The organism is Senegalimassilia faecalis (genome assembly GCF_004135645.1).
GTDB classification, from domain to species: domain Bacteria; phylum Actinomycetota; class Coriobacteriia; order Coriobacteriales; family Eggerthellaceae; genus Senegalimassilia; species Senegalimassilia faecalis.
Genome location: NZ_SDPW01000001.1, coordinates 2,510,343 through 2,535,701, shown reverse-complemented (window position 1 = coordinate 2,535,701; position 25,359 = coordinate 2,510,343). Strand labels below are relative to the sequence as shown.

Below are 25,359 nucleotides of genomic sequence, written 5' to 3'. Positions count from 1 at the left end.
CGCAATCCGACCGCCCGCAAATCCGCTATCCTTTGGCCTTGAACGCTTCGAATTCGGCGAGGAACTCGTCGCGATCGAGGCTGCGCACTTGGCAGACGTCCTCGAACGTCACCAGGTCGACGATGGGGTTGTCCAGCGAGAACGGGAAGCCTTTCGACTGCAAAAACACCTCAAGCTTCGGCTCGTCAGCGCACAGTTGGCGCATGGTTTTCGTTGTATCCATATCCTTGTCCTTTCGGAATCGATTGCCTCAAAACGCCTGGTCAACAGCTATCGAACGCACGCCGCGAACTTCCCGCGCTCCCAAAGCGCGCATCGCCACCTCGCAGAGCGCCGGCGCAATCCAGGTCCGCCCGATGGTCCCGCGCGCAACCGTTGGCGCCGCGCTCGCTCACGCCGTCCCCACACCGCCGTCTTGCACGTCCACCAGGTTGATGCGTTCGGCGCCCAGCAGGCGCGCGTCGTCTTCGCCATGCGTGGCCACCAGCAGCGTGCGTCCTGCGCGGTGGCGCAGCGTGAACGCGATGACCTTCTCCTTCGTGGCCTGGTCAAGGCCGGTGAACGGCTCGTCAAGCACCACCAGGTCGCTGGGAAACGCCACGGCCCGCGCAAGCGACACGCGCCGCCGCATGCCACCGGACAGCTCCATGGCCGGCTGGTTCAGGCAATCGGGCGGCAGAATCTCGGCCAACAGGTCGCGCACGTCAGCGCGACGCGCGCTCGGCGGCAGCACCAGCGCCACGTTCTCCACGGGCGTCAACGTTTCGCACAGGCGGTCTTCCTGGAACATCATGCTAATGCGACCTGGGGAAACGCCGCGAATCTGCCCCGCATCGGCGCGTTCAAGGCCCAGCAGCACCCGGAACAACGTCGTCTTGCCACTGCCCGACGGCGCCATGAGGCAGCGCACGCCGCCGCCCGGCAGCGTGAACGTCGCGCGCCGCAGCACCTCGTTGGCCCCGTACGCCTTGCAAACCCCATCGAACTCCACGTCCGCGAACGTCCTAAATAGCCCCACGCTACTCGCCTCGCTTCCCGATTAGCCCGCCAAGCGGACGGTTCGCACGCTTCAGCAGCGCCATGAACGCCTTCTCGAACAGCACCGATGCCACCATCACCACCACGGTCCACGCCAACAGGTCGGGCGTGTCCAGAAACGTGCGTGCCGTGGCCATCTCCTTGCCGATGGACGGCTTCGGCGTGGCCAAAACCTCGGCCATGATGCCGCTTTTCCATGTCATGCCCAGCGAAATCTTCGTGCTGGACAGCAGAAACGGCATGAACGCCGGACGGTACACGTACAAAAACGTGCGCCACCGCGACAGCCCGTACACGCGCGCCATCTCGAGCATCTGCTTGTCCACGCTTTCGAACCCGGTGACCATGTTCGTGTAGATGAGCGGCAGCACGATGAAGAACGCCAGGAAAACCGTAAGCGCCTGGTTGCCCACCCAAATGAGCAGCAAGATGATGAACGACGCCACGGGGATGGTGCGCAGCAGGCTGATGATGGGATCGATGAAGTCGCGGAACAGCCTCACGCGGCACGCCACCAGCGCCAGCAGGAACCCGACGACGAACGACAACAGAAACCCCAGCGCGATGCGCCCGAAGCTGGCACCGACGATCATCCAGAAGTTCGGCATGACCACCTGGTCGGCCAGCGCCTGCAGCGTGCGGATGGGACCGGCAAGCACAAGGCGGTTGTCGACCACGCGGTCGAGTAGCTCCCACACCACCAGCCAAAACGCGATGATGGCCGCCTTGCGGGCGAACCGCTTGCGCGCGTCGCCCGCCCTGGTGGCCGCACGGCGCTCGGCGGCGGCGCGCTCGGCATCCAGGATGCGGGTTGCCTCTTCGGCATCCATAAGCCCTTGCGCCTGCATCACGCGCACCACCTGGGATTTCTGCACGCCCAGGCTGGTGAGCATGCCCATGATTTCCTCGCGATCGACACCTTTGGCACAGGCCGTCTGCATCATGAAGCCCATCTGCGAGTCGGCCATGCCGTTTTGGCGCACCATCTGCGCCATCATGGCCACCTTCTCCTCGGGCATGCCCACCTTCGCGGCGATAGCGGCGAACTGCATGCGCGGCTCGTCGTCGCCTACCGCGCCGCGGGGCACGCCGCCCCCGCGCCCCACCAGGGATTTCACCTTCTCGAACATGGCGGCGCTACTTACCCGAGGCCGTGCCGCCGAAGGCTTCGATGGCCGCCTGCGCATCTGCCGCCGAAGCGGTTACGCCATTGTTGCCGGTGCCGGCGCTGCTTTCGTGCTGCGTTGCCTGCTCAAGGCCCGCTTGCAGGAAGCGCTCGTCAAGCTGGCCTTCCGGCGGCAGGTAGTAGAAGTCCTCGCCGGGCATCTTGCCGCCGATGGAGTCGGGGTTTGCCAGGTACAGCTCGTGCAGAAAGCCCGACAGCGCCGTGCGCATCTGCTCGCCCGTCAGGTTCACCATGGAGATGTAGGGCATGGCGTCAAGCGCCACGGAATTGTTGAGGAACGTGCCCAACTCCTCCTGAAGCGCGGCGGCGTCGCCCATGTTCGCAAGCGTCCAGCTCACCGACTGGCCGGCCATGTTCAGATACTCCACCACGGCCTGCTCGTGCTCCTCCAAAAACTGGCGGTTGACGATGGTAGTGGTGGTGACGGCCTGGCTGCCCGTGTCGGCGAACGCGCGGTCCCACTCCACCGTCAGGTCGATGGGGATGTACAGCGGGTTGACCAGGATTTTCGCCAGGGAAACGAACGGCTGCGGAAGAATGGCCACGCACCCGTCCTGCTGCTGCATCATGTTGAGCACCTCGAGCGGGCTGGACTTGAACTCTAGGTTGAACGTGCCGTCCAGCCCGTTTTTCGCCAGCAGCGCCTCGATGGTGTACTCCGGCGTACCGCCCTCGCCGTAGCTGTAGACGGTGCGCCCTCGCAGGTCGTCGAGCGTTGCCACCGATTCGTCGTTGGTCATGACATACAGCACGCCCAGGTTGTTCACGCTGATGACCTCGTAGCGGTTCTTCAGCTCGGCGTTGTTGTACAGGATGGGGCCGATGTTGCTGGGCAGCGTGCAGATGTCGTAGTCGCCCTTGTTGAACAGCGCCGAGAGGCCCACGTAGTCCACGCCGTTGGGCTCGAACGTGAAGTTGTTGAACGTTTTGCCCGCCTGAGCAGCCACAATAAACTGCGACAGCCCCATAGACGGCGGCCCCATGATCAGCCCCACGCGCACGTCGCACGCATCGGGGCTGCCCATAAGATCGCGCGACTCGACGCGCGTGGAGAACGTGGTGCCGTCGCCGGCAGCGCCCGCACCCGCGCCGCTGCCCGCCGCCGAGCCCTGCGCGCCCTCGCCCGCCGAGCAACCGGAAAGCCCCAGCGCCGAAAGCGCCGCCACACCCGCAAGCGCCGCGAAACCGCGGCGCGACATGTTCGGATACGCCATATCCAACCCGCCTTTCGAGGGGAAAGGCTTCACGGGGAAACGCGAAGGCACCGCAGCGCGAACGCAATACAACCGCGCAAGCAGAGCCACGCCTCAACAAAACGCCCCGTCAAAGCCGCTTTTATACACGGCTAACTAGTCTAGTTAAACATGGCGAATTTGTCAGTGACTTATGTTACCGACAAGCAACTTCACAAGAAAAGTTTCACATGGGAAATCACGAACGCAAAATGGGACAGAGGACCAGCCCCTTTGCCCCATTCACGCGGCGAACTCGATGCTGCCTCCAACGCTACAGCAAGTACACCAAACGCACGCGCCTCTGACCTGGGCCATACACGAAAGGCACGGTCTGAAACAACGGTTTTATACACGATTAGCACGATCTCAGCTATGCCATCCATACACGAAAGGCACGGTAAACGGATTCAATCCGCCCACCCTAAAACCCCGGGATAGCGGCTTGTAACGTTTTTCGAATGATTTACCCCTATATCTGTAACGTTTTTCTCAATGTTTAGACCCTATCTTGTAACGTTTTTCGTAACGAAATTCCGCTTGAAACCACATCCATTCCTTGATACAACAATTTGTTCTAGTCTTGACTTCGCTAGTTTACGCGAACGCATAAATCGCACCGCATCGTCCCTTGATTTATGCGTTCGCGTAAACTACTCTACCGCACATACGAATTTTCGCGTTCGCATAAATCGAAGGACTCGTCATGCAACAGATCGCAACCTCCGCGGACATCGGAAGCCTTATCCGCGCCGAGCGCAAACGCCAGGGCTTCACGCAAACCGAGCTTGCCGGCCTTTGCGGCGTCGGCCTCACGTTCCTGAGCAACCTTGAAAACGGCAAGCAAACGGCCGAACTCGGCAAAACGCTCAACGTGCTCACCATGCTCGGCATCGACCTATTCGCCGAAAGGAGGGGGTAATGACGCAGCTGCACATCTCGCGAGTCGAGCTTGCATCCCCGCAAGAAATCGGCACGCTCTCGCTCGACAACGGCGCGTTCGCCTACAGCGAGACCTACCTTTCCTCGCCAAACCCCGTTCCCCTGTCGGCCTCGCTGCCGCTGCGAAGCCAGCCTTTCCCCGAATACGCAGCGCGCCCCTACTTCGAAGGCCTTTTGGCGGAAGGCCCGGCCCGCGCTCAGCTTGCCGGGGCGCTTGGGGTCAGGGAAGACGACTACTTATCACTGCTTGAAGCCTGCGGGAAGGACTGCATCGGCGACATTCTTGTCAGCCGGCAACCGCCGACCGTTTCCCGCGGCGAATACCTCCCTTTGACGTTTAGCGACATGCGAAACCTTCTATCGGATTCGGCGAACCTTGCGGAAAATAACGCGGCGCTGCGCCTGTCGCTTGCCGGAACGCAAGGCAAAACGGGCCTTGCGCATCTGCCCGGACACGCCAACGACAGCGGCTGGCTAGAACCAAGCGGCATAGCTGCGACCACCCATATCCTCAAGACCAGCCGCATGCGCGACATCCCCGAAAATGAATATCTTTGCATGAAAGCCGCAACCGCATGCGGGATAGAAACGCCCCACGTCGAGCTTATGGACTTCCCGCTACCCACCCTTGCCGTCGAGCGCTTCGACCGCAAGGCAAGCCTCGATGTAAACGGCCAGCTTTCCGTAGCTCGTCTTCATCAGGAAGATCTTGCCCAGGCGCTCGGCATGACCCCCGCCTCGAAGTATGCGGAAGTTGAAAGAGGAACCATCCCGGCCATCGCACGATTCCTGAAACGTTGCAGCGTCCAGCCCGCACGCGACGTCGCCGCGTTTGCGCGGATGCTGTGCTTCGCCTACGCAATCGGCGACTGCGATGCCCACCTGAAAAACTACTCCGTGCTGATCCAAGATGCCGCGCACGGAGCCTACCGCATCAAACTTGCGCCCGCCTACGACTTCGTCTGTACAACCGTTTTCCCACGATTCAGCCGCACTTTGGCAATGGTCATTGGAGGGGAACGGGAAATCGACGAGGTCGAACCATCGACGTTCAACCTGCTTGCAAGCGACCTTGGAATAACGAAAGCGGCGCTGCAAACCCTGGCCTGGCCGATTACCGAAAACCTCGCGAAGTCCATTGGCGCGGCAGGCAACGGGCATTCGGGAACCGTTCTCGCATCAACCCCGTATATCGCCGACGATCTTGTAGAAGACATGACGCCGCGCATCGAGGTCCTGAAGGCTTTCTGCGAACGCTAACGCGGCAGAACCGCGCCCAACACGCAAAAGGGCCCGCGGCGTTCATCACGTCGCGGGCCCTTCGTTCGCAGCAGCGCCACCGCGCTTGCTAGCGCATGCTACTTCGCGGCATCACCGGCCTCGCCGGCGGCGGGGCGCCTCTTGCGGCGGTAGGCGTACACACCGCCCGCCGCAGCGGCGGCAACCACCGCCGCAACCACGCAGCCGATCGCCACGGCCACCGCGGGGTTGGACGCCGCCGCTTCGGCCACGTCCTCGATCGCGCCGGCAACGCCGCCCTTGGCGCTGCCCGCCGCCTTGCCGTCGGCCGTCTTGCCAGCCGCGGCACCGTCGGCCTTCGCCGAACCGTCCTCAGCCGCCGCCAACGCAGCAGCCGCAGCGTCGCCAGAAGCAGCCACGCCGTTGGCGCCGTCCAGAATGGCCTGCGCCTCGGCGGGCAGCTGCCCGCCGCCGGAGGCCGGCAGCGTCGAGCCCAGGTCGACCTCCCAGTTCGTGGTCCAGGTGTGGTCCCACACGCCGTTGAAGATGCCCGCGGCGATGGTGCGCGCCAGCCAGCCGATGGTCACCGAAGAGGTGCACGTGCCGGCAAACGAGGTGCGCGACGCCGACGGCGTGCCCAGGTCGATGGTCACCGTGGAGCCGTCGAAGCTCACGCCCGAACCCCACACGTTGTTGATGGTCATGACCTTGTCCTGGATGACCACCGGGGCGCTCACCCAAGCATGGCCCGACGCGTCCACCGTCATGGTGGCGTTGTTGCTCACCGGCGTCGAAGGCGGGAAGCCGCCGTTGGTCAGGTGCGGGTTCAGCGGCAGGCCCGTGGTGGCCTTGTCGAACCACAGGTTGGCCGAAACCGTGTACACACCCGCGGCGAAATGCCCGTCGGTGGTGGTGCCCACCTCGGTCGACCCGCCCGGCTGAGCCGGCGAAGGCGCAGGCGTCGGGGTCGGGGTCGGATCAGGCGTCGGCGTCGGGTCCGGCGTCGGCTCGGGATCGGGATCGGGCACCGGATCGACGCCGTCGGGCAACGCCGAAGCAGGCAAGCTGCTGTAGTTGACCGACAGCTCCAAGGCGACGCTGCCCGAAGGCGCGATGTCCATGTCCAGCGGCACCGCATACAGCTTCGACCCGCTGAAGTAGTACGACTTCGCGCCCGTGACCATGTCGTCGGTCAGCTTCACCGAAACGTGGCTGATGCGCGTGTCGTACTTGCCATAGCTCCAAATGCTCGCGTCGGCCGGGGCCTTGCGCGTCACCTGCACGCCGGCAAGCTCGGCGCACGTGCCCAGCTCCTGCGTGGTGAACACGGGGTTCAGCACGTCAAGCTCCAGCGTCTTCGTGCCGTCGGCAGCCACCACCAGCGTCGCGTTCTTGGTAAGCGGCGTGGTGGGCGTGGTGGACACGACGCCCACGGGGTTGTTCCCGTCAAGCACCGGTTCGTGGCCGGCCTTGTCGGCGAACGGGTTGTTCGGGTTGTTCACGTACACCGTGGCCCCGGGGATGACCGGGTTGTACTCCCCCGGCATGCTCAGGTTCGCGGTAATGGCGTACGTGCCCGCCTTCAGCGTGCCCGAAGAGGCCCTCTCCACCTTCAGCGTGCCGCCCACGTACATGAACTCGTAGTTGGCGGCCGCACCGCCCGAAGGCACCAGCTCGTAGGACTTGCCCGCCTCAAGCGAGGCCGGCGCGCTCACGGAAGGCGCCTGGTAACCGGCTGCGGAAAGCGCCGTCTCGCCGCCCACGAAGCCCGTGACCTCAACGCCCAGGCCAGGCTTGGCGCCGGGCGAAACGGTCTCGCCGGCGTACGTTGCCACCAGCTTGGCCTTCGCGATGGACCACATCACCTCGACCGGGTCGACGGTGCCGTCGACCCACGTGAACCCGTCCTTCAACGTGGCCGTGGCCACGTAGTCGCCGGCGTCTTTGCCCTCGGCGCCGGAAAGGACGAAGCCCTCGGAAGCCTGCACTCCCGTCTGGGCAAGGCCGTTGTAGACAAGGCCGGACGCCGCAGCAGGCTTCTCGACCTTCACGCGCTCGTCCTTCAGACCGGGTTTCGCCTGCTTGGCGAACGCAGCGGAAGCCTCGTTCAGCGCCGCCAGCGCGTCGTCGATCATCTGCTGGGAAACCAGCTTCTCCGCATCCATCGAGCGTGCCGCGTCGATAGCTCTGCGGAAAGCGTCGGCGGCCTCCTGGGAAACCCACGTGCCCTCGATGGACACGTCGGAGCCGTCGGCGGAAACCACCGCGCCAGCCAAGGCATCCTTGGCCGAAGCGATGCCCGCCTTAAGCGCGGAGCGATCGACCGCGGCCGACCCGCTTTCCTTAGCGGAATCAAGGTCGACCACCAGCTTCAACGCCGGCTTGCCGGCCTCGGGCTGGATGTCGGCGTTGAGCGGCACCGCGTACAGCTTTGATCCGGTGAAGGTGTAAGTCACCGTGCCCTTGGCGTCGGCGGGCAGCTTCACGCTCACGCGGCAGATGCGCGTGTCGTACTTGCCGTAATCCCACACCGACTTGTCCGCAGGCTGCTTGGTCTCCACGCTGACCGACCCTTCGGGCAGGTCGGCGCACGTGCCAAGCTCCTGCAGCGTGAACACCGGGTTGGGAAGGTCGAGCACCAGCGTCTTGCTGCCGTCCGCCGCAACCGTCACCTTGGCGTTGCCGTCAAGCGGCTTCGTGGGCGCCTCGGCGACCACGCCCTCGCCCGACGCGCCGTCAAGCACCGGCTTGTGGCCGGCCTTGTCGGCGAACGGGTTGTTCGGGTTGTTCACGTACACGTCCACGCCCGAAAGCACCGGGTTGTACTCCCCCGGCATGCTCAGGTTCGCGGTCAGGGTGTAGACGGCGGCCGGCGCAAACGAAGCATCTACCACAAGTTTTCCGGCAACATACTCGAAGACATAATTCTTGCCAGCATAACCGCCTTCAGGCGTCAGCTCGTACTCTTTCCCAGGGGCCAGATTCTCGGGGATCTTCACCGAGGGAGCTTGGTATCCTTCGATTTGCTCAGCACTCTCCCCGTTGACGAAGCCGACTACCGAAACAGCGCCCTTCGCCTCGGACGCAGACTCCTTGACGACATCGCCCTCGTAAACCGCCGTTAAAGTCGCCGGAGACACCGACCACGAAACATGCTTTGCCTGTGTGCTGCCATCAGACCACACGCCGTTGAACCCAACAACGAATTCGTACTCACCAACGTCCTTTTGTTGCTTTACGTTATACGTCTGGAAGGAATACTTGCCGTTCGAAGAAAGCTGCGGGGCATGCCCCTTCCCATCGTAGGTGAATTGAAGCGAATCGTAATTTGGTTCATCATCAGGAGAAATGCCAACACGAACAGTCCCAATCCGCCACGATGAGCTGCCCGCTTCCGAAACCTTATAGTTACCGGATTCGGAAGAAACGTTTGAGTAGTCGGCATAAATCCGATAATCGGTACCGGGAATTGCCTCTTTTATTTTCGACGACTCGGTAACGACGGGCCAATTGCCAGAGTAATCCGTCACCTCTTCGCCATCGGAGGTGAACGCTTTTAAAGCATAGGAAAGCGAAGCCGCATCGAAATCGTAGGGAACACCCATGATAGAGCTACCGTTTCCACCCATAAGCGAAAGCCTGAAGGTTATCGGAGCCCGCTCGATATCGTAGGTGAACTCAATCGGCTCATTCGTTCCATCAAACCACGTGTAACCGTTTTCCGGCGCAATAGCAACTTTGTATTCACCCGCATCAACCGCACTCGGTGACCCACTAACGACTTTGTTGTGAGCGCCAAGCCTCACACCGAGCTGCTCTTCTCCGTTGTAAGTAAGATGAGCGGTCTCGTATTCACCCCAATCAGTGGAAAGATAGGGTTGCCCGGCAATTTTTCCATCATTGCTCATGATGAGAATATACGCGATGGGGGCGTCCTCCGTTGCGGAGTCGAGACCATTTCGGTATGCGTTGTCCATATCACGAAGAAGATCTCGCCCGTAATTTCGCGGATAATCGCCGATCAAATCGACCTTCAGGCGTCCGTTTTCATAAGCGGAGTCCAATATCTCAGCAGTGACAGACACCCCATTGTCGCGAACGAGAATCGCCTGCGAGCCATCAGCCGCAGGAAGCGAAAGCGACATAGAGGCTTCACCGGGGTTGTACCAATACCCAGGCGTGTGGCGATATTGCGCATGGATCTCCTCCTCGGCCCTCGCCTGGGCAGAGGCCTCATCCATTCCCTCGGAAACGTATTTCTTCTTCAGTTCCGTCACCTTCGCGGGGGCGTCAACGGCAACTGCGTAGTTGTCGTACATCATGGACATCGTGAAAGCCGTGCCCTTGGGCAAAACCTGCTGCCCAAACGAGTAGGTGACTAGGTCGGACATGGTAAACTCCGCGTCGCCAACCCCGCTGTTCACAACGCTCAGCGTTCCTGTAACATCGGTCGACCCCGTCGAGTCGCTAATCTTGCCAATGCTAATCGACTGAACCGCCGTTGTGTCGACGACAGCATACGAAGAGCTCAATCCCAGACCATCAGAGAAGACCAATCGCCCGTTCTGCGAAACAATATTCTGCGAGGACAGCTCGCCGTCCTGGACGCCCCATACGACGACGTTCTTCGATTCAACGTCGGCGAACGGGTTTGGCAACGACACCGTTACCTTCGTGTTTCCGCTCAAGTCGACCGCATTGCCATCTTGGTCGATCAACGCCATATCGAACAAAGTTAGCGGTGGGGTCTGTACATAGCGCGATTTCAGCAGTTCAACGGCTTCATCGTAAGAGTTGCCGTCCTTCTGCTCGCTCGCAACGAGGGACACCTTCCCAAACTGATCGGAAAGTTTCTTTTCAGTTGTGGACACCGTCACGTTGACGCCCGTCGACTCGTCTTCGAACGTCTTCGTCACGCTTTCGCCCTTTGAAGGGTCGTAGCCACCTTTCACCGCAGAGTCGAAATCAACCGACAGGAAGATATCCCAATTCTTATCCTCTTCAAGGATAGTCGGATACTGAACGCAATCCTTGAACTTATACGTTCCATTATCGTTATCGAGTTTGACAACAAGCTTCGTAATGCGATCAGGATGAGAACCATAGCTACTCGCAAAACCGCCGCGCTCAATTGATTCGATGTGCGCATCGTCGCCATCGTGGATGTCCTGTAGCGTGAAAATCTCATGCACGGGATACACCGTTACAGTCAACTCGCCATTCTCGCCAACTGACAGTTCACCGTTCTGCCTGCCCTTGTTGACAGGCGGAAAGTCGTTGGTGGTCATATAGGCATTGCTGCCGATTGGCGCTTGATATCCCGGCACGTACAGATTGGCATCTACCGTGTACACGCCAGCTTCCAGCTGCTTCTTCTCCTCCAGGCCGGTGGTGTCGACGAACGCCACGCACGCCGGGTCGGCGCCGTGGGCGGCCACGTCGAACATCATGCCCTCGACGTAGTTGGCGCCCTGCGTGGTCTCGAGCTCGCGGAGCGTCCCGTCGTCGGCCAGCGAGAACGCCCTGGGGGCGACGCCGCCGTTGAGCATCTCGGTGTACTCGAAGGTCACCTCCGCGCCCTCGGGGACGGCGACCTCCGAGCCGGAGCCGTCGAGCACCCTGAACGAGTAGACCCGGAGCAGCGCCGGGTCGCCCGACCACCTCTTGGCCACGGCGGCCGCGACCTTGTCGTAGGCCGGGTCGCCGGCCTCCAGCCTGGTGGCCTCGGCGCAGGCTCCGGTGGAGTCGGGGTCGGGAAGCGCCGACAGGTCGGCGCCCTCGACGGTCACCCGGCCCATCTCGACGGTGGTCGCGGCGTCGGCGCCGTACCAGGTGTAGGAGCGGGCCTGGACCTGCGGCGCGGAGGGCCTCTCCTCCAGGCCGGTGGTGTCGACGAACGCCACGCACGCCGGGTCGGCGCCGTGGGCGGCCACGTCGAACATCATGCCCTCGACGTAGTTGGCGCCCTGCGTGGTCTCGAGCTCGCGGAGCGTCCCGTCGTCGGCCAGCGAGAACGCCCTGGGGGCGACGCCGCCGTTGAGCATCTCGGTGTACTCGAAGGTCACCTCCGCGCCCTCGGGGACGGCGACCTCCGAGCCGGAGCCGTCGAGCACCCTGAACGAGTAGACCCGGAGCAGCGCCGGGTCGCCCGACCACCTCTTGGCCACGGCGGCCGCGACCTTGTCGTAGGCCGGGTCGCCGGCCTCCAGCCTGGTGGCCTCGGCGCAGGCTCCGGTGGAGTCGGGGTCGGGAAGCGCCGACAGGTCGGCGCCCTCGACGGTCACCCGGCCCATCTCGACGGTGGTCGCGGCGTCGGCGCCGTACCAGGTGTAGGAGCGGGCCTGGACCTGCGGCGCGGAGGGCCTCTCCTCCAGGCCGGTGGTGTCGACGAACGCCACGCACGCCGGGTCGGCGCCGTGGGCGGCCACGTCGAACATCATGCCCTCGACGTAGTTGGCGCCCTGCGTGGTCTCGAGCTCGCGGAGCGTCCCGTCGTCGGCCAGCGAGAACGCCCTGGGGGCGACGCCGCCGTTGAGCATCTCGGTGTACTCGAAGGTCACCTCCGCGCCCTCGGGGACGGCGACCTCCGAGCCGGAGCCGTCGAGCACCCTGAACGAGTAGACCCGGAGCAGCGCCGGGTCGCCCGACCACCTCTTGGCCACGGCGGCCGCGACCTTGTCGTAGGCCGGGTCGCCGGCCTCCAGCCTGGTGGCCTCGGCGCAGGCTCCGGTGGAGTCGGGGTCGGGAAGCGCCGACAGGTCGGCGCCCTCGACGGTCACCCGGCCCATCTCGACGGTGGTCGCGGCGTCGGCGCCGTACCAGGTGTAGGAGCGGGCCTGGACCTGCGGCGCGGCGGTTGCAGCATCCCCCACATTAGCTAACTCGCTATTCGCGAGTGCCGACGATGGGATCAATGAAACAACGAGTACAAAAGCAAGCAGCGTTTTCCAAGCTTTCCCAATCAAACCGACATGCGATGGAATACACGGCATAAAGCATTCCCTCCTTTCATGCGCGAAACGAGGGGGGCGGCAGATCACGCCGCCCCCCTCAAATCAACGAGAGCAGCTGCTAATCAGCAGCGTGATTACTGTGCGTCCGGGAACTCAACGGTCATGTAAATCGGCCATTCGTGGTAGCCTTTCTTCAGCGGATGAGCTGCATATTCCTTGACCGCCGTGAACTTATACTCGGCCTTTCTCTCACTGATCACGAGAGTCAGCGAGCTAATGCGATTCTCGTTGGGGTAGGAACAATATGTCGTTTCATAATCCGCTACAGTCACGCCATCCCCTCCGCTGAACTCGATAAGAGAGAAGCACTCGTTACGAACGGGAATGGTGACCTGATATTTCCCATCGTCGAGGACTTTCAGCGTAGCGTTGTCGCTCATAGGGCTGGTCGGGAATCCACCGAGTTTCAGAGGATTGTTCGGGTTCGTGAGATAAGCATTGCCGGACACGAGCGGTGCTTGGTGGTCCTCGTGCTTCACGTAGAGATTAGCAGTAACAGTATAAGAACCATCGGCATTCTGCGAAGCTGCAAACGCCTTGTCGATGTCTAGCGTGCTGGCGCCCGTGGCGACCAGCGCTGCTGCAGCCACCGCACCGGCGGCCAGCTTGACGAAACCTCGACGCGTGTAGATCATTTCGGTGTTCATTGCGAATCACCCTCTCTTTGCGGCTCGTTTATATTGGAAACGCAACTTCGGGACCGATGCCGCATCCTCGGTCCCGGAGCATCCCGCGGCGAGCGCAAGCGCTCGACCAAGTGGAATCTAGGTACGCCAAATCAGACGCGCGTTCGCGTTGCATGCAGGTTGATTACGTTGCAAGAATGGGAATACCCCGCGAGACGATGCCGTTTTCCCTGGTTAACAGGGTGTTTCATCAGGCATGTCACACACGGATAACTGATTCGACAGGGCTTATTGTATGCCGAGGGTTACCAAAAACACAAGAAAAAAGTTCGAAAACGGTTCCTTTTTCGCCAAAATCTTGCCCAAAGGTAACAAATGTCACTTTCCCCAGGTCAAGGGGCAAAACGCCATCGTGCAGCTGGGCGGCGTTCGAGTTCAAGGTCAGCGAGGACAAGGCGGCCAAGGGCGCAGAAAGCCTGTCGCGCCTGCGCGCCAAGCTGTGCTCGAACGCGCGGGCGCAGACGCGGGAGCCTGAGTTCATGGCCGTGATCACGGGAAACGGCGAATACGCCCGCAAAGCGGAAGACGGGATCTACGTGATCCCCCTACGAGCGCTGACTTGGTGAGTGCAATCAGCCCAATTGCTTAATCTAAGAAAAGCAGGTACAGTTACTTTTGATGGGCCCGGGATGACCGCTGATTCAAGTCACCGGGCCTAAATTTGTCCTGCCTTTATTGCCTAGCTGTGCTAGTCCCCTTACAACTATTGCCGAGTCAAGCTGCGAATTGCTAGAACCTGCTCGACGGCAGCGCCCGCCGGAAGGGCATCCTAGCCAGAACGCATTGCGGGTGATGCTTGTCCAGTTATTTAGCAGCCAGGTGCCCGCCCGGCTGCTCTTTTACCTGCGCTATCGTCTTCTTTTCTCGTCTACTTCCTGCGTTGATATCGGTCGACCACGGCCAATATAGTCATTACCACTGTGCAAATCGATGCAAGGCAGCACCCGCAACAGGCCGATTCGCGACGATCAGAGCCCGTAGCGCGTCAGGTCGGCCCAATTCTTCGGGAAACCCATGAGGTCCAGGAGCTCGTCGGCCTCGATCGCCGCGCAATCGCGCGCGAACCCGTCGACGATCCGCGCGAGCTGGCGCCTGAAGGGCAGGAATTGGTCCGGGGGCAGCAGGTAACGCAGGCTGATGACCGCGCCGAACAGGTCGCGCTTGCCCATCGCGTACTGCTCGCCGTTCTTGGGAATGCCCAGCTTGGCATGGAGGGGCGTGTCGGGGACGTCGGAGTAGACTTTGTGCGAGAAGAGTCTCTCGCCGTGCGCGCAGCAGTTTCGGTAGAGCACCAGCACCTTCAAGTGCTGGCCGAGCTCCCTCTCGTTGACGTGCTCGTACTGCTTGGCCACGTCCGCCCGCATGGGATGCCTGAGGTAGGCGTACATCCTCGACGTCTGGCCGAACGTCATGGCGTTCACGACGGCCCAGAGCGGGACGTTGCCGTATTTGCTTCGCTGGTGGACTATATAGGGATACTCGTCGTTTCGCACGGCGATTCCCTCCATGATCTTCACGAGGCGCGCCACGCCGCCGCGGTGCTTCCGCGCGTCGCTGTAGCTGGCCGGGTCGAGGTAGCGCTCCTGCGCGCTGCCCTCCCTCGAGCAGAACGCGTACGAGATTGAGCTGCGCAGCTTGCGCTCGACCCGGACGATGGCCTCCATGAACAGCCCACGGAGGCGGGCGTCGAATTCGAACAGGGCGACGATGTCGGAGAACTCGGTGCCGGGCTTGTACCTGCGGGTCATCGGATCCCTGAGGGGCTGCTTATAGCCGTTCACGAGGGCGAAGTAGCTCGTGCGCTTCAGCGTCTCTATCGCATAGCCGCGGTCGGGCACAGCGAGCCCCTTTTCGTTGACGAGCTTGTCGACCTGCTGGTCGTATGTGAGGAAATCCTTGGCCAAGGGGGCCCTCCTAGAAAAATGAAAGGGAGGGCCCGAAGGTCCTCCCTCCGATTCCAGTCCTCGCGAGTATCTGGAACCTAATCGCTTTGCTCATTTTGCGGCATCCCGCCCATTAAGTCAATAGCGTTTGGGGCGATCGCCCGAAACGAGCCGATCTGCCCATTCCTCACCTCCGCCCCGACCTTCCAGCCCTCACGGGCTGACGGCCATCAAGCCGACCGGGGGGAGGACGGCGGACGGTTTCGGCAAAAGGGCTTTGATTATTCTCGGTCGATTATTGTACCCGGTTAATCAGATTTTTCATGACATGATTCGAACTAAATATCAAACATTTGTTCTTGTGTATCGAACGTTTGTTTGATAGAATACATGTTGCAAGAAACGTTCACCGTCTAAATGCCGTGCAGAGACCTCCACAAATCAAAATATGGTACAATGCACGGCAGTTAGCCCCGGTACGACCGCTGATACAAGTCGCCGGGGCTCAATTATTATCATGAGGGGTTGCCTATGCCGAATGCACCGAAGATCGACCGAGCGCAATCGAGTCATGGCTTTCCGCGCCCCGATACGGAAAGCAGCCATAGCTAAAGAAACGAGAGCCCGAGCCCCGCCGCTTACAGCACGCGGACGTGGCGGCCGTCTACTTCTAGCAGGCCGTCGTTTTGCATGGCGCGCAGCTCGCGGATGAGCGACTTGTCGGCAACGCGCAGGTAGGATGCCCATTCTTGACGGTTCACGGGGATTTCAACACGGCCGTCGGCGTCGACGGGAAGCGTGCGCAGGTACGCCAGGATGCGATCGGACAGGCGCGGCTCGCCCACCACCGACAGCGTTTTCGTCAGCACGCCGATCTTCTTCGACATCTCCGCCGACAGGTTCTCGCGCACCAAAAACGCATGCGGGTTCGTGCACGTCTCCAGCTGCTTGGCGGGAATGCACAGGATGCGCGTGGGTTCTTGCGCGCAGATGTTCACGGGCGTGTGCTTCAGCGTGGCCGGCACCGCTTCGGCGAACGACTCACCCGGGCCGAACTGCGCCACCGGGCGGTCCTGCCCGCCTTGCGGCATGGTAGCAAGCACGCTACCCTCGATGACCACCGGGTAGAAGTCCAGCTTGTCGCCCGCGCGACGCAGCAGCTGGCCTTCGCCAAGCTCCACGATGCGGGCGTCTATTTCTTTCAGCAGTTCGAAACGGTCCTTTTGGGAAATGCCGCGAAACACCGGCGACGCTTTAAGCGGACGAATGTCTTCCAACCTGATTCCCATGCGCGCGCCTGCCTCCTGCTTCGGTAACAAATGCTACCAAATGTTTACTCTTACTAACTGATTATCGCACAGTCGCGAAATTTGTAAACAAAGGCTCACATATTTTCAGGAATTGGGGCGCCGCCCCGCCCCCCGAAAGCAGAACGCCCGCAGGCGAATAACCTGCGGGCGTTCTGCAACGCTTTGGAGTTCAATGGCGCACGCTGGCGCTACATCTTGCGTACGATCTCCAGGCCGACGCGGGCGGTGGTTTTGCGGCCGAACATGTCCACTTCCACGAATGCGCAGCGCTTGTGGCGGTCGACTTTCCGAATGCGCGCTTCCTTGCCCATCAGCGGACCTTTCGTGATTCTGACCTGGTCGTTTTCGATGATGCCTTCGCTCATGCGCACCACGCGGTCCTGGTCGATGAACGCCAGGAACCAGTCGCGCTCGGCATCGGAAAGCGCCATGAACGAGTTCTCCTCGTCGCCTAAGATGCGCACGCGGTTCGGCACGTTCGCCAGCCCGACGGCCAGCGCCTCGATGTTGTCGGTCACGAAGAACAAGTAGCCCGGGAACAGCAGCCGGCGCTCGGGACGCCAGCCGGCGCTGCTTTTCCACATGGTTTCGAATTCGGGCACGAACGACTCGTGCAAGATGGACGGGTCGATAAGCTTGCGGCATTGCGAAAGCGTGGACGCTTCTTTGCCCGCAAGCACCTGGCCGACGTACCATTTATCGTTGATGCTGGTCATGCTGCACTTTCCAGCGCGCGGCGGCCCCAAGAGAATGTGCATGCAAGGAAGCTGGAGCCGCAAAAGGGCATGGCTTCGCCACGCTGGCCTTCGCCGGCTCAATCGTGCGCCTGCTGCAGCCGCAATGCTTTCGCGCACCCACCGACCCGCGTTTCCGCAGGTAAACGAGCACACAAAAACATTGCGCCTTCAGCAGGCGCACTCGCATGCGTATTCATTCTCTTGGAGCCAGCGCAACGCGCTTCTGCGACGATTACGTGTCTTCAAGCTATGTTGGCGAACAAGGCCGCGCGGCCTTGCAACCGTGTAACCCTTGCAATTATATCGGCAGCTCGCGCGGGCGCAGCAGACGCATCGGCAACAAGCGCCGCGGCCTTCCCCATTCGCCACGAAACGTCCCTACACCGACACGAACGCCCCGCCGCTCAGCGCAAACCTCAACGATTCATCCGCATTTCACCTTTCACAAAACGCAAGTCTTCTTCAATCAGCTTTTCTTTGCCAAAATCTATTTCATATTCATGCGGTTACTCGTTTGATCAAGGAGCTACCATGCCTATCCTCGAAACACCAAGCAGAAAAGAGATGCCTCTAGCAAGCGACGACAATACACATCGCGCTCGGCAAGAACATGACCGTTACGCGAAAAAGCTTCGCGAAGCTGAAGTAGAGGCGAATCGTCGCAAAGACTGCATTACCCCACAGCAACTTAACCAGCGGCTACAGATTGCTTTCGATAAGTGGGACATTTAGTTAATCGCAAGTCAACATCACAAAACTGCGACACCAAGCTAACAACGAAAAAGGCGACGGCACCAGGGGTTGGTGTCGCCGCCTTTGTTGTGGGAGGGTTTTCGCTTGCGGGGCGCGTTATGCCAGCAGTTCACGACCGGCGGCTTCCAGCTGGTCAAGCAACGCGTCGGCAGCTTCGCGGCTGGCGTCCTTCGCGAACACGTACAGCTTGATCTTCGGCTCGGTGCCACTGGGGCGCACAATCACCTTGTTGCCGCCTTCGACGTCGAACTCCACCACGTTGGCCGCGGGCAGGCCGTTCACGCCCTGCTGGTAGTCCACCACGGCCTCGACCTTGCGTCCAGCCAGCTTGGCGGGGGCGTTTTCGCGCAGGCCCGCCATAAGCGACGCCATCTTCGCCGCGCCGTCAGCGCCCGGGTAAGCCAGCGACACGGTGCGGTTGAGCCACCAGCCGTGCTTGGCGTACATGTCGCGCATGGCCTGCGCCAGGTTCTTACCCTCAAGCTTGTAGGCCTGCGCCATCTGGCAGATCAGCAGGCTGGCGTTCACGGCGTCCTTGTCGCGCACGTGGTCGCCCGACAGGTAGCCGTAGCTTTCCTCGAAGCCGAACATGAAGCGGTCGGCAGCGCCCGCGTCGGCAAGCTCGGTGATGATGTCGCCGATGTACTTGAAGCCTGTCAGGCATCGGCGCAGCTCAAAGCCGTATTCCGCAGCCAGCGCGTCCACCATGGCCGACGACACGATGGTAGTCACGGCCACCTTGTCGGCCAGGTTCTCGCCGCGCTCGGCGCGCATGCGGCAGATGTAGTCCAGCAGCAGCACGCCCATCTCGTTGCCGGTCAGAAGCGTGTAGTCGTCCCCGTCCTTGCAGGCCACGCCCACGCGGTCGGCGTCGGGGTCGGTTGCCAGCAGCAGGTCGGGGTGCACCTGTTCGCACAGGTCGATGCCCTTCTGCATGGCCTCGCGAATTTCCGGGTTCGGGTACGGGCACGTGGGGAAGTTGCCGTCGGGCTGCTCCTGCTCGGGCACCACGGTGACGTCGGACACGCCCGCGCGCGCCAGCACCGTGGTCACCGGCACTAGGCCCGTGCCGTTCAGCGGCGTGTACACCAGCTTCAGCGGCGCGGAGGCGATCTGCTCGGGCGTCAGGTTGTTCACCGACTGCGCCAGCACGGCTTCGTAGTAGCGCTCAAGCACGGCGTCGTCGATCCAGCGGATCTTGCCGGCGGCCACGGCTTCGTCGAAGTCCATGGACTTCACGCCGGAAAACGCGTCCGTGCGCTCGATGGCCGAGGAAATGGCCGCCGCCGCCTCGCTGGTGATTTGGCAGCCGTCGGGGCCGTAGGCCTTGTAGCCGTTGTACGGCGCGGGGTTGTGGCTGGCCGTCATGCAGATGCCGCCGGAACATCCCAGGTCACGCACGGCCCACGACAGCGTGGGCACCGGCGAGATGCGCGGATACACGTACGCGGTCACGCCGTTGGCGGCCAAGATGGCGGCCGTGGTGCGCACGAACAGCTCGCCCTTGTTGCGGCTGTCGCGAGCGATGGCCACCGACGGATTCTCGAAGTTCGCGTTCAAGTAGTCGGCGAAACCCTGCGTGGCGCGGCCGACGGTGTAGACGTTCATGCGGTTCGTGCCGGCGCCGATGATGCCGCGCAAGCCCGCCGTGCCAAACGACAGGTCCTGGAAAAAACGCGTCCACCATGGGCTCTTCGATGCCTGCATCGGCCTTGGCCTGCATGTCGGCCAGCTCGGCGGACAGCTCCGCGTCGTTGACGTTGGCGATCCAGCGCCCCAGCTCGGCGCGCATGTTCCTTTCGCTCATAAGCCTCTTCTTTCGGTTGAAAGCGCAGGGCGCGCCCGTTGGGCCCCGCGCACGATAAGCCACACTTCGGCGCCCATTGTAAACGAACGGCGCCCCACCAGCCAAAACCCAACGGAAAGGACAAGCACGCGGCATGCGACTAGCCCAAACCGCGCACCGCAGAACGCGAACTCAGTTTTTGCGCGCAAGCCGCGAGCGTGCGGCCAGCTCGGACTGCACGCCGCAAAGCGCGAACTCGACCAAGATTCGCAGCAGCGAAACGTGAAGCCCCGTTCAGCTTCTCGGGAAAACGTCCACTGTTGGTCACTTTTCCGAGAAGCTGAACGATTCGGGGACATTGTTCGCCGAACCTGAACCGAGCGCGGGGCCGGCGCGCCATCAGTAGGCGGCAAAGGAGTGCTGGACGAGGAAAACGCCAGGTCACAAGCTTGCGCTTCAAGCGGAAACCCGCAATCAACAAGTCGCGCTCCCGCAAAGCATTCAGGAACTCGAAAAACCGTCCAACAGTGGCCACTTTCCCGACTTCCTGAATCCAGCGGCCAGGTCGAACGAGCACCGAAAGTGCAGAGCCCGGCAAGCACGATACGCATCACGCGGCGAACGAGTTCGGCTCCAAGACACGAGACGACCCTTCCGCTCAGAGGCTTTCCCGTTTGCTTGTCGAACAGTCCAGTGGACTGTTCGATGCGTTCAGCGAGCTTGCCAGCGTTCGCCCAGGCCGAAGGCCTGCTGCGCATCGCAGGGCGCGAAGCGGCCCCTTTCGCTTGGGGGCTTTCCCGTTTGCAAGGGGTTTGGGGGGAGGGAAGCCTCCAAGCGGAAGGGGCCGCTCAGGATATTCGGTTGTCGACGGCCCGCCACCGGGCCCGGGGCGCCCCAAGGGGGGCATCCCGGGCCCAAGACAGCCGCCTAGTAGAACATGAACACGGACAGGCCCGCGCCGTAGAAGGCCACTCGGAGGCAGACGGCGCCGGCCAGGGCGGCGACCACGGCAACCGCGCCGAAGAGCTTCCAGCTGGCCGCGTCGCCCTTCTTCTTGGCGAGCAGGCAGCAGGCCAGGGGCACGATGGCGCCGACCACGACCGCGCCGAGCCAGAGCAGGACGGCCTGGTCGCCGATGGCGGCGCCGGCGTCGACCATGGCCTTGGTCGGGTGCGTGGGGTCGAAGTAGTAGCCGACCTCGGTGAACGAGCCGCCGGCCATCTGGACGTAGGCGGCGTAGGCTGCCGTGCACACGGCGCCGATGATGGAGCCGACGATCGCGGGCATGCCCAGCTCGCTCGTGCCCTCGCCCTTGGCGGCCAGCACCACGGCCACCGTCGCGGGGCCGAGCAGGCAGGCGGCACCCACGATGGACAGCACCTCGAGCACGGAGTTCCACGCCGGGCGTGCCGGCATCATGTAGCTGTGCGCGCACACCGCGGCCAGCACGACCGAGATCGCGATCGCCAGCCAAGCCATCCACTTCGGCAGCGTGCCGCCGTCCTCGGACTTGCAGGCCGCCGCGAAGTACGCCACGGCAACGATCACGAACACCACGATCGCGATGAGCTCCTGCGTGATGCCGGACGTGATGTGGCCGAAGCCGTTGAAGATGCGCTCCCAATGCTGCAGGTGGAAGAACACGCAGATGCCGCCAACCGCAAGCAGCACGCACGACACCACGGCCAGCAGCTGCTGCGACTTCTTCCCGGCGCCCTTCAGCGCCAGCACGCCCTGGCAGCCGAACATGCCGCAGGCCCACGCCGTCAGCGTGGTGAACAGAATCAAAGGCCATTGCAGCTCCATGCTACTCACCTTCCTTCCCGAACGCAGCCGCGCCGCCAAGCCCCGCGCCGGGGCGGGCGCGCCGGCAGCCCGCCGAAACACCGCAGCCCGCGGCACAACTCAACAAAACAACTCGGCCCATTACTGCTCACCGCCCTTCCACTCGTGGTTGCGCAGGATGTAGCGGAACGACGGTTTGTTTCCCACGTCGGGCAACGCGTGCACGTCCGAATCCTTAAACGGCTCGCAGAAATCACCGAGCACGATGCGCTCCGTCCCCAGCTCAGCGCCCTCGAAGCTCTCGATCCCCTTATCGAGGTCGCCGAAGAAGCGCGCCATGCCGCCGCACTGGCTGACGCACTGCGGCAGCTCGCCCTGCGCCACCTTCTGCTCGCACAGCGTGCACTTCTCCACCACGCGCTCGTCCTCGTTCAGATAGCGGACGTTATACGGGCAGGCCATCGCGCAGAACTGGCAGCCGATGCACTTCGACTTGTCGATCTGTACGGTGCCGTCGGGCAGCACGTGGCTGGCCTCGGTGGGGCACACCTCAACGCACGCGGGCTTTTCGCAATGCTGGCACTGCACCGTCAGGAAGTACAGGTACGGATCGCGCTCGGCCTCCTGCGACCCCTGAATCGGCGCGTTCGGCCCGATGCGCAGCACCTTGTTCCAGTAGTTGCCGATGGGCACGTTGTTCACGGCCTTGCACGCGACGGCGCACGCCAGGCAGCCGACGCAGCGGTTCAAATCGGTCACAATCGCATAGTTCGCCATGACTACTCCCTCCCCTCATAAGTCGGCAGCCATTCCTTCAAGCGCGGGTCATCCGGTGAATGGATGATCTCGACACCGTTGTGGTCGCACGGGCACGGATTGCCGAACGGCGAGTTCTCGGGCGTTGCCTTGTAGATCTTGCCCAGATACGCGCGCAGGTTCGACGCGCCGCAATGCGGGTCGCGCGCCCAGGGGTCGATTAGGTGGTTCACCGCACTCAGCTCGTGGCCGGAACCCGACTGTTTGAACTCGGGGTACCACCACTGATGCTCGCAGTTGATCGTGCCCTTCCGCACGCCGTAATACAGGTCGGCCACCTCGCGAATCTTGCCGTACGGCGTTTCGATCCACACCCAATCGCCCTGCTCAATGCCGTATTCGCGCGCATCGTCGGGGTTGATCTCCACGCGCGGCACGGGCCACTGCTCGCGGCACCACGGCAGCTGACGGTGCTCGCTGTGGAAGTACACCGGGATGCGGCGGCCGGTGGTGATGATCAGCGGATACTCCTTGTACATCTCCGGATCGCTCACCGGGCTGTGCGGTGGCTCGCGGTACGTCGGCAGGTTCCACTGGCCGTCGGGATGGTACGACTCCATGACGGTGGACCAGATCTCGATCTTCTTCGTGGGCGTGTAGAAGCCGGGCAGGTGATCGCCTTCCGACCCCACGAAACCGCCCGCGTTGCGCCCGCGGTTCGCGCCCGTCTCGTAGCGACGGTACGTGCCCCACAGTTCCGGCTCGGTTTCCTTGCAATCCCACCAGCCGTACTCCTGGAAGCGCTGCTCGAACACCTTCCAGCCCTTCGGCTCGAACCCGGCAACCGCCATGTCAAGCATCTGCTCGACGCTGGGATACTCGGGAAAGCCCGGGATGACGTTGTACGGCATGCCCTTGTATTCGTACAGCATGCGGATGATCTCGCCGTCGAACTTCGCCTCGCCGGGCGGGTCGATGCACTTCACCGTGGCGCCCATCGCGCCCGATGCGCCCTGCGACGAGCGCGGGCTGGACAGCTCCAGGAAGTGCGCGGCCGGCAGCACGATGTCGCACGTGCCCCCGCCGGGCGTATGCCACAGGTTGCACTCCACGTAGAAGTCCAGCTTCTTCAGCGCCTCCCACACCATGGTGGTGTTGCACTGGTTCATGAAGTTGCCTGACGAGTTGAACGCGCCCACCACCGGGTACGGATCGCCGGTCAGCACCGCGTTCCAGGTTGCGGTGGCGTCGGCCCACATGCCCCACCACTGCAAAAGCGGAATATCCTGGCTGCCAAGCAACTTGTCCATTTGCCCAGGTGAGAGCATAGGCATGCCTGATCCATTGTTCGCGAAACCCATCTGGCCGCCCTCGATGGGCGCACGCGTGGACGCGCGCTGGCCGGCGGGCGTGTCGTAGTTGCCCGTCATGGCCGTCAGGTAATCAAGCGCGCGCACGTTCTGGATGGCCGTGTTCGCGTGCTCGGTGGCCAGCATGTACTGGATGCCGCCGTTGCCGTAGCCCTTCTCGGGATGCACGCGCGTGGCGTACTTCAGCGCGGCCTCGCGAATGTCCTTCGCCGGCACGCCGGTGATGCCTTCCACCACCTCGGGCGTGTACTCGGCGCAGCGCTCGGCGTACAGCTGGAACACCGGGTGCACCTTGTGCTTCGTGCCGTCTTTGAGCTCCACGTCGAATTCGCCGAACAGCGCCGGGTCGATTTCGGGATCGAACGGCGTCGGATCGATGACGAAGCCTTGATGCAAGCCAGGCGCCAAGTTCTCCTGCTGCGCCTCCTTGCCCGCCGTGGGGCGCTTCCAGTCCTCGCCTTCCCAAAAGCCGGTTTCCGCGTCGAAATACGTCAGCTTGTTGCCGATGTTGTCCCACACCATGAAGCGCTTCGGGCTGCCGCCTTCTACCAGGTCGCTTTCCTTGAGCAGGCGCGTTTTCAGCTCGAACGGGGTCATCATGATGGGCGCGTTTTCCGTCCAGCCGGTCGGCTCCATGTCCTCGCACACCAAAAACGGCGCGTTCGTCCACTTCTTCGTGAACAAATCGTCGTACAGCTCGTTTTCGATCACGACGTTTGTCCAGGCCAGCGCCATGGCGCCATCGGTGCCGGGGCGCAGGTGCAGCTGATAGTCGGCCTCTTTACCCATGTTCGTCTCGCGCGGGTCAACGCAGATGTGCGTGTTCGAGCGCGTGGCCACGTCGACGGTGGTGCGGCAGCTGTCGTCGTAGTTCGACATCTCCGACGCGCCGCCCCACGCCACGTACACGTCGGGGTGCGCCACGGTTTCCATCCAGCTGTCGGCGAAGCTCGAGCACATAAGCGTTCCGAAATGGCGCGGGCCCTTGCAAATCTGCCACGCCTGCACGATGTTGGGCGAATCCCACAGGTACATGCCGTTCGAGGCGCCGAACATGCACCACACGCGCGACGTGCCGCACATGCCGAACAGGCTTTCGCCGCCGTACTTCGCCTGCAGCTCGTCGAACTTGCTGACGATGGTCTTCATGGCCTCGTCCCAGCTGATGCGCACCCAACCCGGGTCGTCGGATTCCTTGTCGTTCGTGCGCTTCAGCGGGTAGTGCAGGCGATCGGGATGATACGCCGCCTGAATGGCTGCCTGGCTTTTCGTGCAGCAGTTGCCCATGGACTGGAACGCCGTCGGGTCGCCCTCCATGCGGATGACCTTGCCGTCCTGCACCACGGCGATGACGCCGCACTCCATCTTGCCGCAGCCGCGGCAGCCGGTGCGGATGCGCTTGACCTCGCTCGACTTCTCCGTTGCGTTGGGCATCGTGTCCGCCGCGGCCAAAGCTGGCGCGGATCCGGCAATCCCCACAGCGGCGCTGGTGACGGCCGACAGCTTCACAAAGCTGCGGCGCGACATGCTAAGCGATCCCATACCTCCTCCTTTTCTCGTCTTTTCACCGCCCGTCCCCACGAGCTTGCGCTTTCGCGCTGCGCCGAGACGAGTCGGCAACCCTCCCCTTCAGTATGGGAAGC

The 25,359-nt window shown here is 62.4% G+C and carries 15 protein-coding genes and 1 pseudogene; 3 read left to right on the top strand and 13 right to left on the bottom strand.

Annotation, left to right across the window (positions count from 1 at the left end; all coding sequences use genetic code 11):
- Positions 1 to 25 precede the first annotated feature (25 nt).
- The 4 genes from ET524_RS10485 to ET524_RS10470 form a co-directional block, all read right to left on the bottom strand.
- Positions 26 to 223: a nitrate ABC transporter ATPase gene (locus tag ET524_RS10485; RefSeq protein WP_129425656.1), complete on the bottom strand. Its 198-nt coding sequence runs from the start codon at positions 221 to 223 to the stop codon at positions 26 to 28.
- Between the two features lie 168 nt (positions 224 to 391).
- Positions 392 to 1,018: an ATP-binding cassette domain-containing protein gene (locus ET524_RS10480; RefSeq protein ID WP_201738784.1), complete on the bottom strand. Its 627-nt coding sequence runs from the start codon at positions 1,016 to 1,018 to the stop codon at positions 392 to 394.
- A gap of 1 nt (position 1,019) precedes the next feature.
- The gene (locus tag ET524_RS10475) at positions 1,020 to 2,168 is read right to left on the bottom strand and encodes an ABC transporter permease (RefSeq protein ID WP_129425654.1); all 1,149 of its coding nucleotides are present in this window, start codon (positions 2,166 to 2,168) and stop codon (positions 1,020 to 1,022) included.
- 7 nt (positions 2,169 to 2,175) lie between these two features.
- Positions 2,176 to 3,438, bottom strand: coding sequence for a substrate-binding domain-containing protein (locus ET524_RS10470; protein WP_201738783.1), 1,263 nt, complete (start codon positions 3,436 to 3,438; stop codon positions 2,176 to 2,178).
- Positions 3,439 to 4,162: 724 nt separating this feature from the next.
- On the opposite strand from ET524_RS10470, the gene ET524_RS10465 reads away from it, so the two are divergent.
- Together ET524_RS10465 and ET524_RS10460 are read left to right on the top strand one after the other, a co-directional pair.
- The gene (locus ET524_RS10465; RefSeq protein WP_129425652.1) at positions 4,163 to 4,378 is read left to right on the top strand and encodes a type II toxin-antitoxin system Y4mF family antitoxin; all 216 of its coding nucleotides are present in this window, start codon (positions 4,163 to 4,165) and stop codon (positions 4,376 to 4,378) included.
- Positions 4,378 to 5,658: a HipA domain-containing protein gene (locus tag ET524_RS10460; RefSeq protein WP_129425650.1), complete on the top strand. Its 1,281-nt coding sequence runs from the start codon at positions 4,378 to 4,380 to the stop codon at positions 5,656 to 5,658. The genes ET524_RS10465 and ET524_RS10460 overlap by 1 nt, the downstream gene beginning before the upstream one ends.
- Positions 5,659 to 5,756: 98 nt before the next feature.
- On the opposite strand, the gene ET524_RS10455 is transcribed toward ET524_RS10460, so the two are convergent.
- From ET524_RS10455 to loaP, 5 genes are all read right to left on the bottom strand, one after another.
- Positions 5,757 to 12,509, bottom strand: a complete 6,753-nt coding sequence (locus ET524_RS10455) for an MBG domain-containing protein (RefSeq protein WP_129425648.1) — start codon at positions 12,507 to 12,509, stop codon at positions 5,757 to 5,759.
- A 215-nt stretch (positions 12,510 to 12,724) separates the two neighbouring features.
- A complete protein-coding gene (locus tag ET524_RS10450) occupies positions 12,725 to 13,297 on the bottom strand; it encodes a hypothetical protein (protein WP_129425646.1) in 573 nt (190 codons plus the stop codon).
- A 1,007-nt stretch (positions 13,298 to 14,304) separates the two neighbouring features.
- Positions 14,305 to 15,240, bottom strand: a complete 936-nt coding sequence (locus ET524_RS10445; RefSeq protein ID WP_129425644.1) for an Abi family protein — start codon at positions 15,238 to 15,240, stop codon at positions 14,305 to 14,307.
- Between the two features lie 617 nt (positions 15,241 to 15,857).
- Positions 15,858 to 16,508 carry a Crp/Fnr family transcriptional regulator gene (locus tag ET524_RS10440; protein ID WP_129425642.1) on the bottom strand — a complete coding sequence of 217 codons (651 nt, stop codon included), beginning with the start codon at positions 16,506 to 16,508 and terminating at the stop codon, positions 15,858 to 15,860.
- Between the two features lie 209 nt (positions 16,509 to 16,717).
- Entirely contained in the window at positions 16,718 to 17,245 is a 528-nt protein-coding gene (loaP, locus tag ET524_RS10435; protein ID WP_129425640.1) for an antiterminator LoaP, read from the bottom strand.
- 552 nt (positions 17,246 to 17,797) lie between these two features.
- Between loaP and ET524_RS10430 the strand changes: the two genes are divergently transcribed.
- Entirely contained in the window at positions 17,798 to 17,998 is a 201-nt protein-coding gene (locus tag ET524_RS10430) for a hypothetical protein (protein WP_129425638.1), read from the top strand.
- A gap of 117 nt (positions 17,999 to 18,115) precedes the next feature.
- On the opposite strand, the pseudogene ET524_RS10425 reads toward ET524_RS10430, so the two are convergent.
- From ET524_RS10425 to ET524_RS10410, 4 genes and pseudogenes are all read right to left on the bottom strand, one after another.
- Positions 18,116 to 19,811: pseudogene (locus tag ET524_RS10425) on the bottom strand (phospho-sugar mutase).
- 921 nt (positions 19,812 to 20,732) lie between these two features.
- Positions 20,733 to 21,611 carry a dimethyl sulfoxide reductase anchor subunit family protein gene (locus tag ET524_RS10420; protein WP_129425636.1) on the bottom strand — a complete coding sequence of 293 codons (879 nt, stop codon included), beginning with the start codon at positions 21,609 to 21,611 and terminating at the stop codon, positions 20,733 to 20,735.
- A 120-nt stretch (positions 21,612 to 21,731) separates the two neighbouring features.
- Complete coding sequence (locus tag ET524_RS10415) at positions 21,732 to 22,367, bottom strand: 4Fe-4S dicluster domain-containing protein (RefSeq protein WP_129425634.1); 636 nt, start codon at positions 22,365 to 22,367, stop codon at positions 21,732 to 21,734.
- Between the two features lie 2 nt (positions 22,368 to 22,369).
- A complete protein-coding gene (locus ET524_RS10410; RefSeq protein ID WP_129425632.1) occupies positions 22,370 to 25,258 on the bottom strand; it encodes a molybdopterin-containing oxidoreductase family protein in 2,889 nt (962 codons plus the stop codon).
- Positions 25,259 to 25,359: the final 101 nt, after the last annotated feature.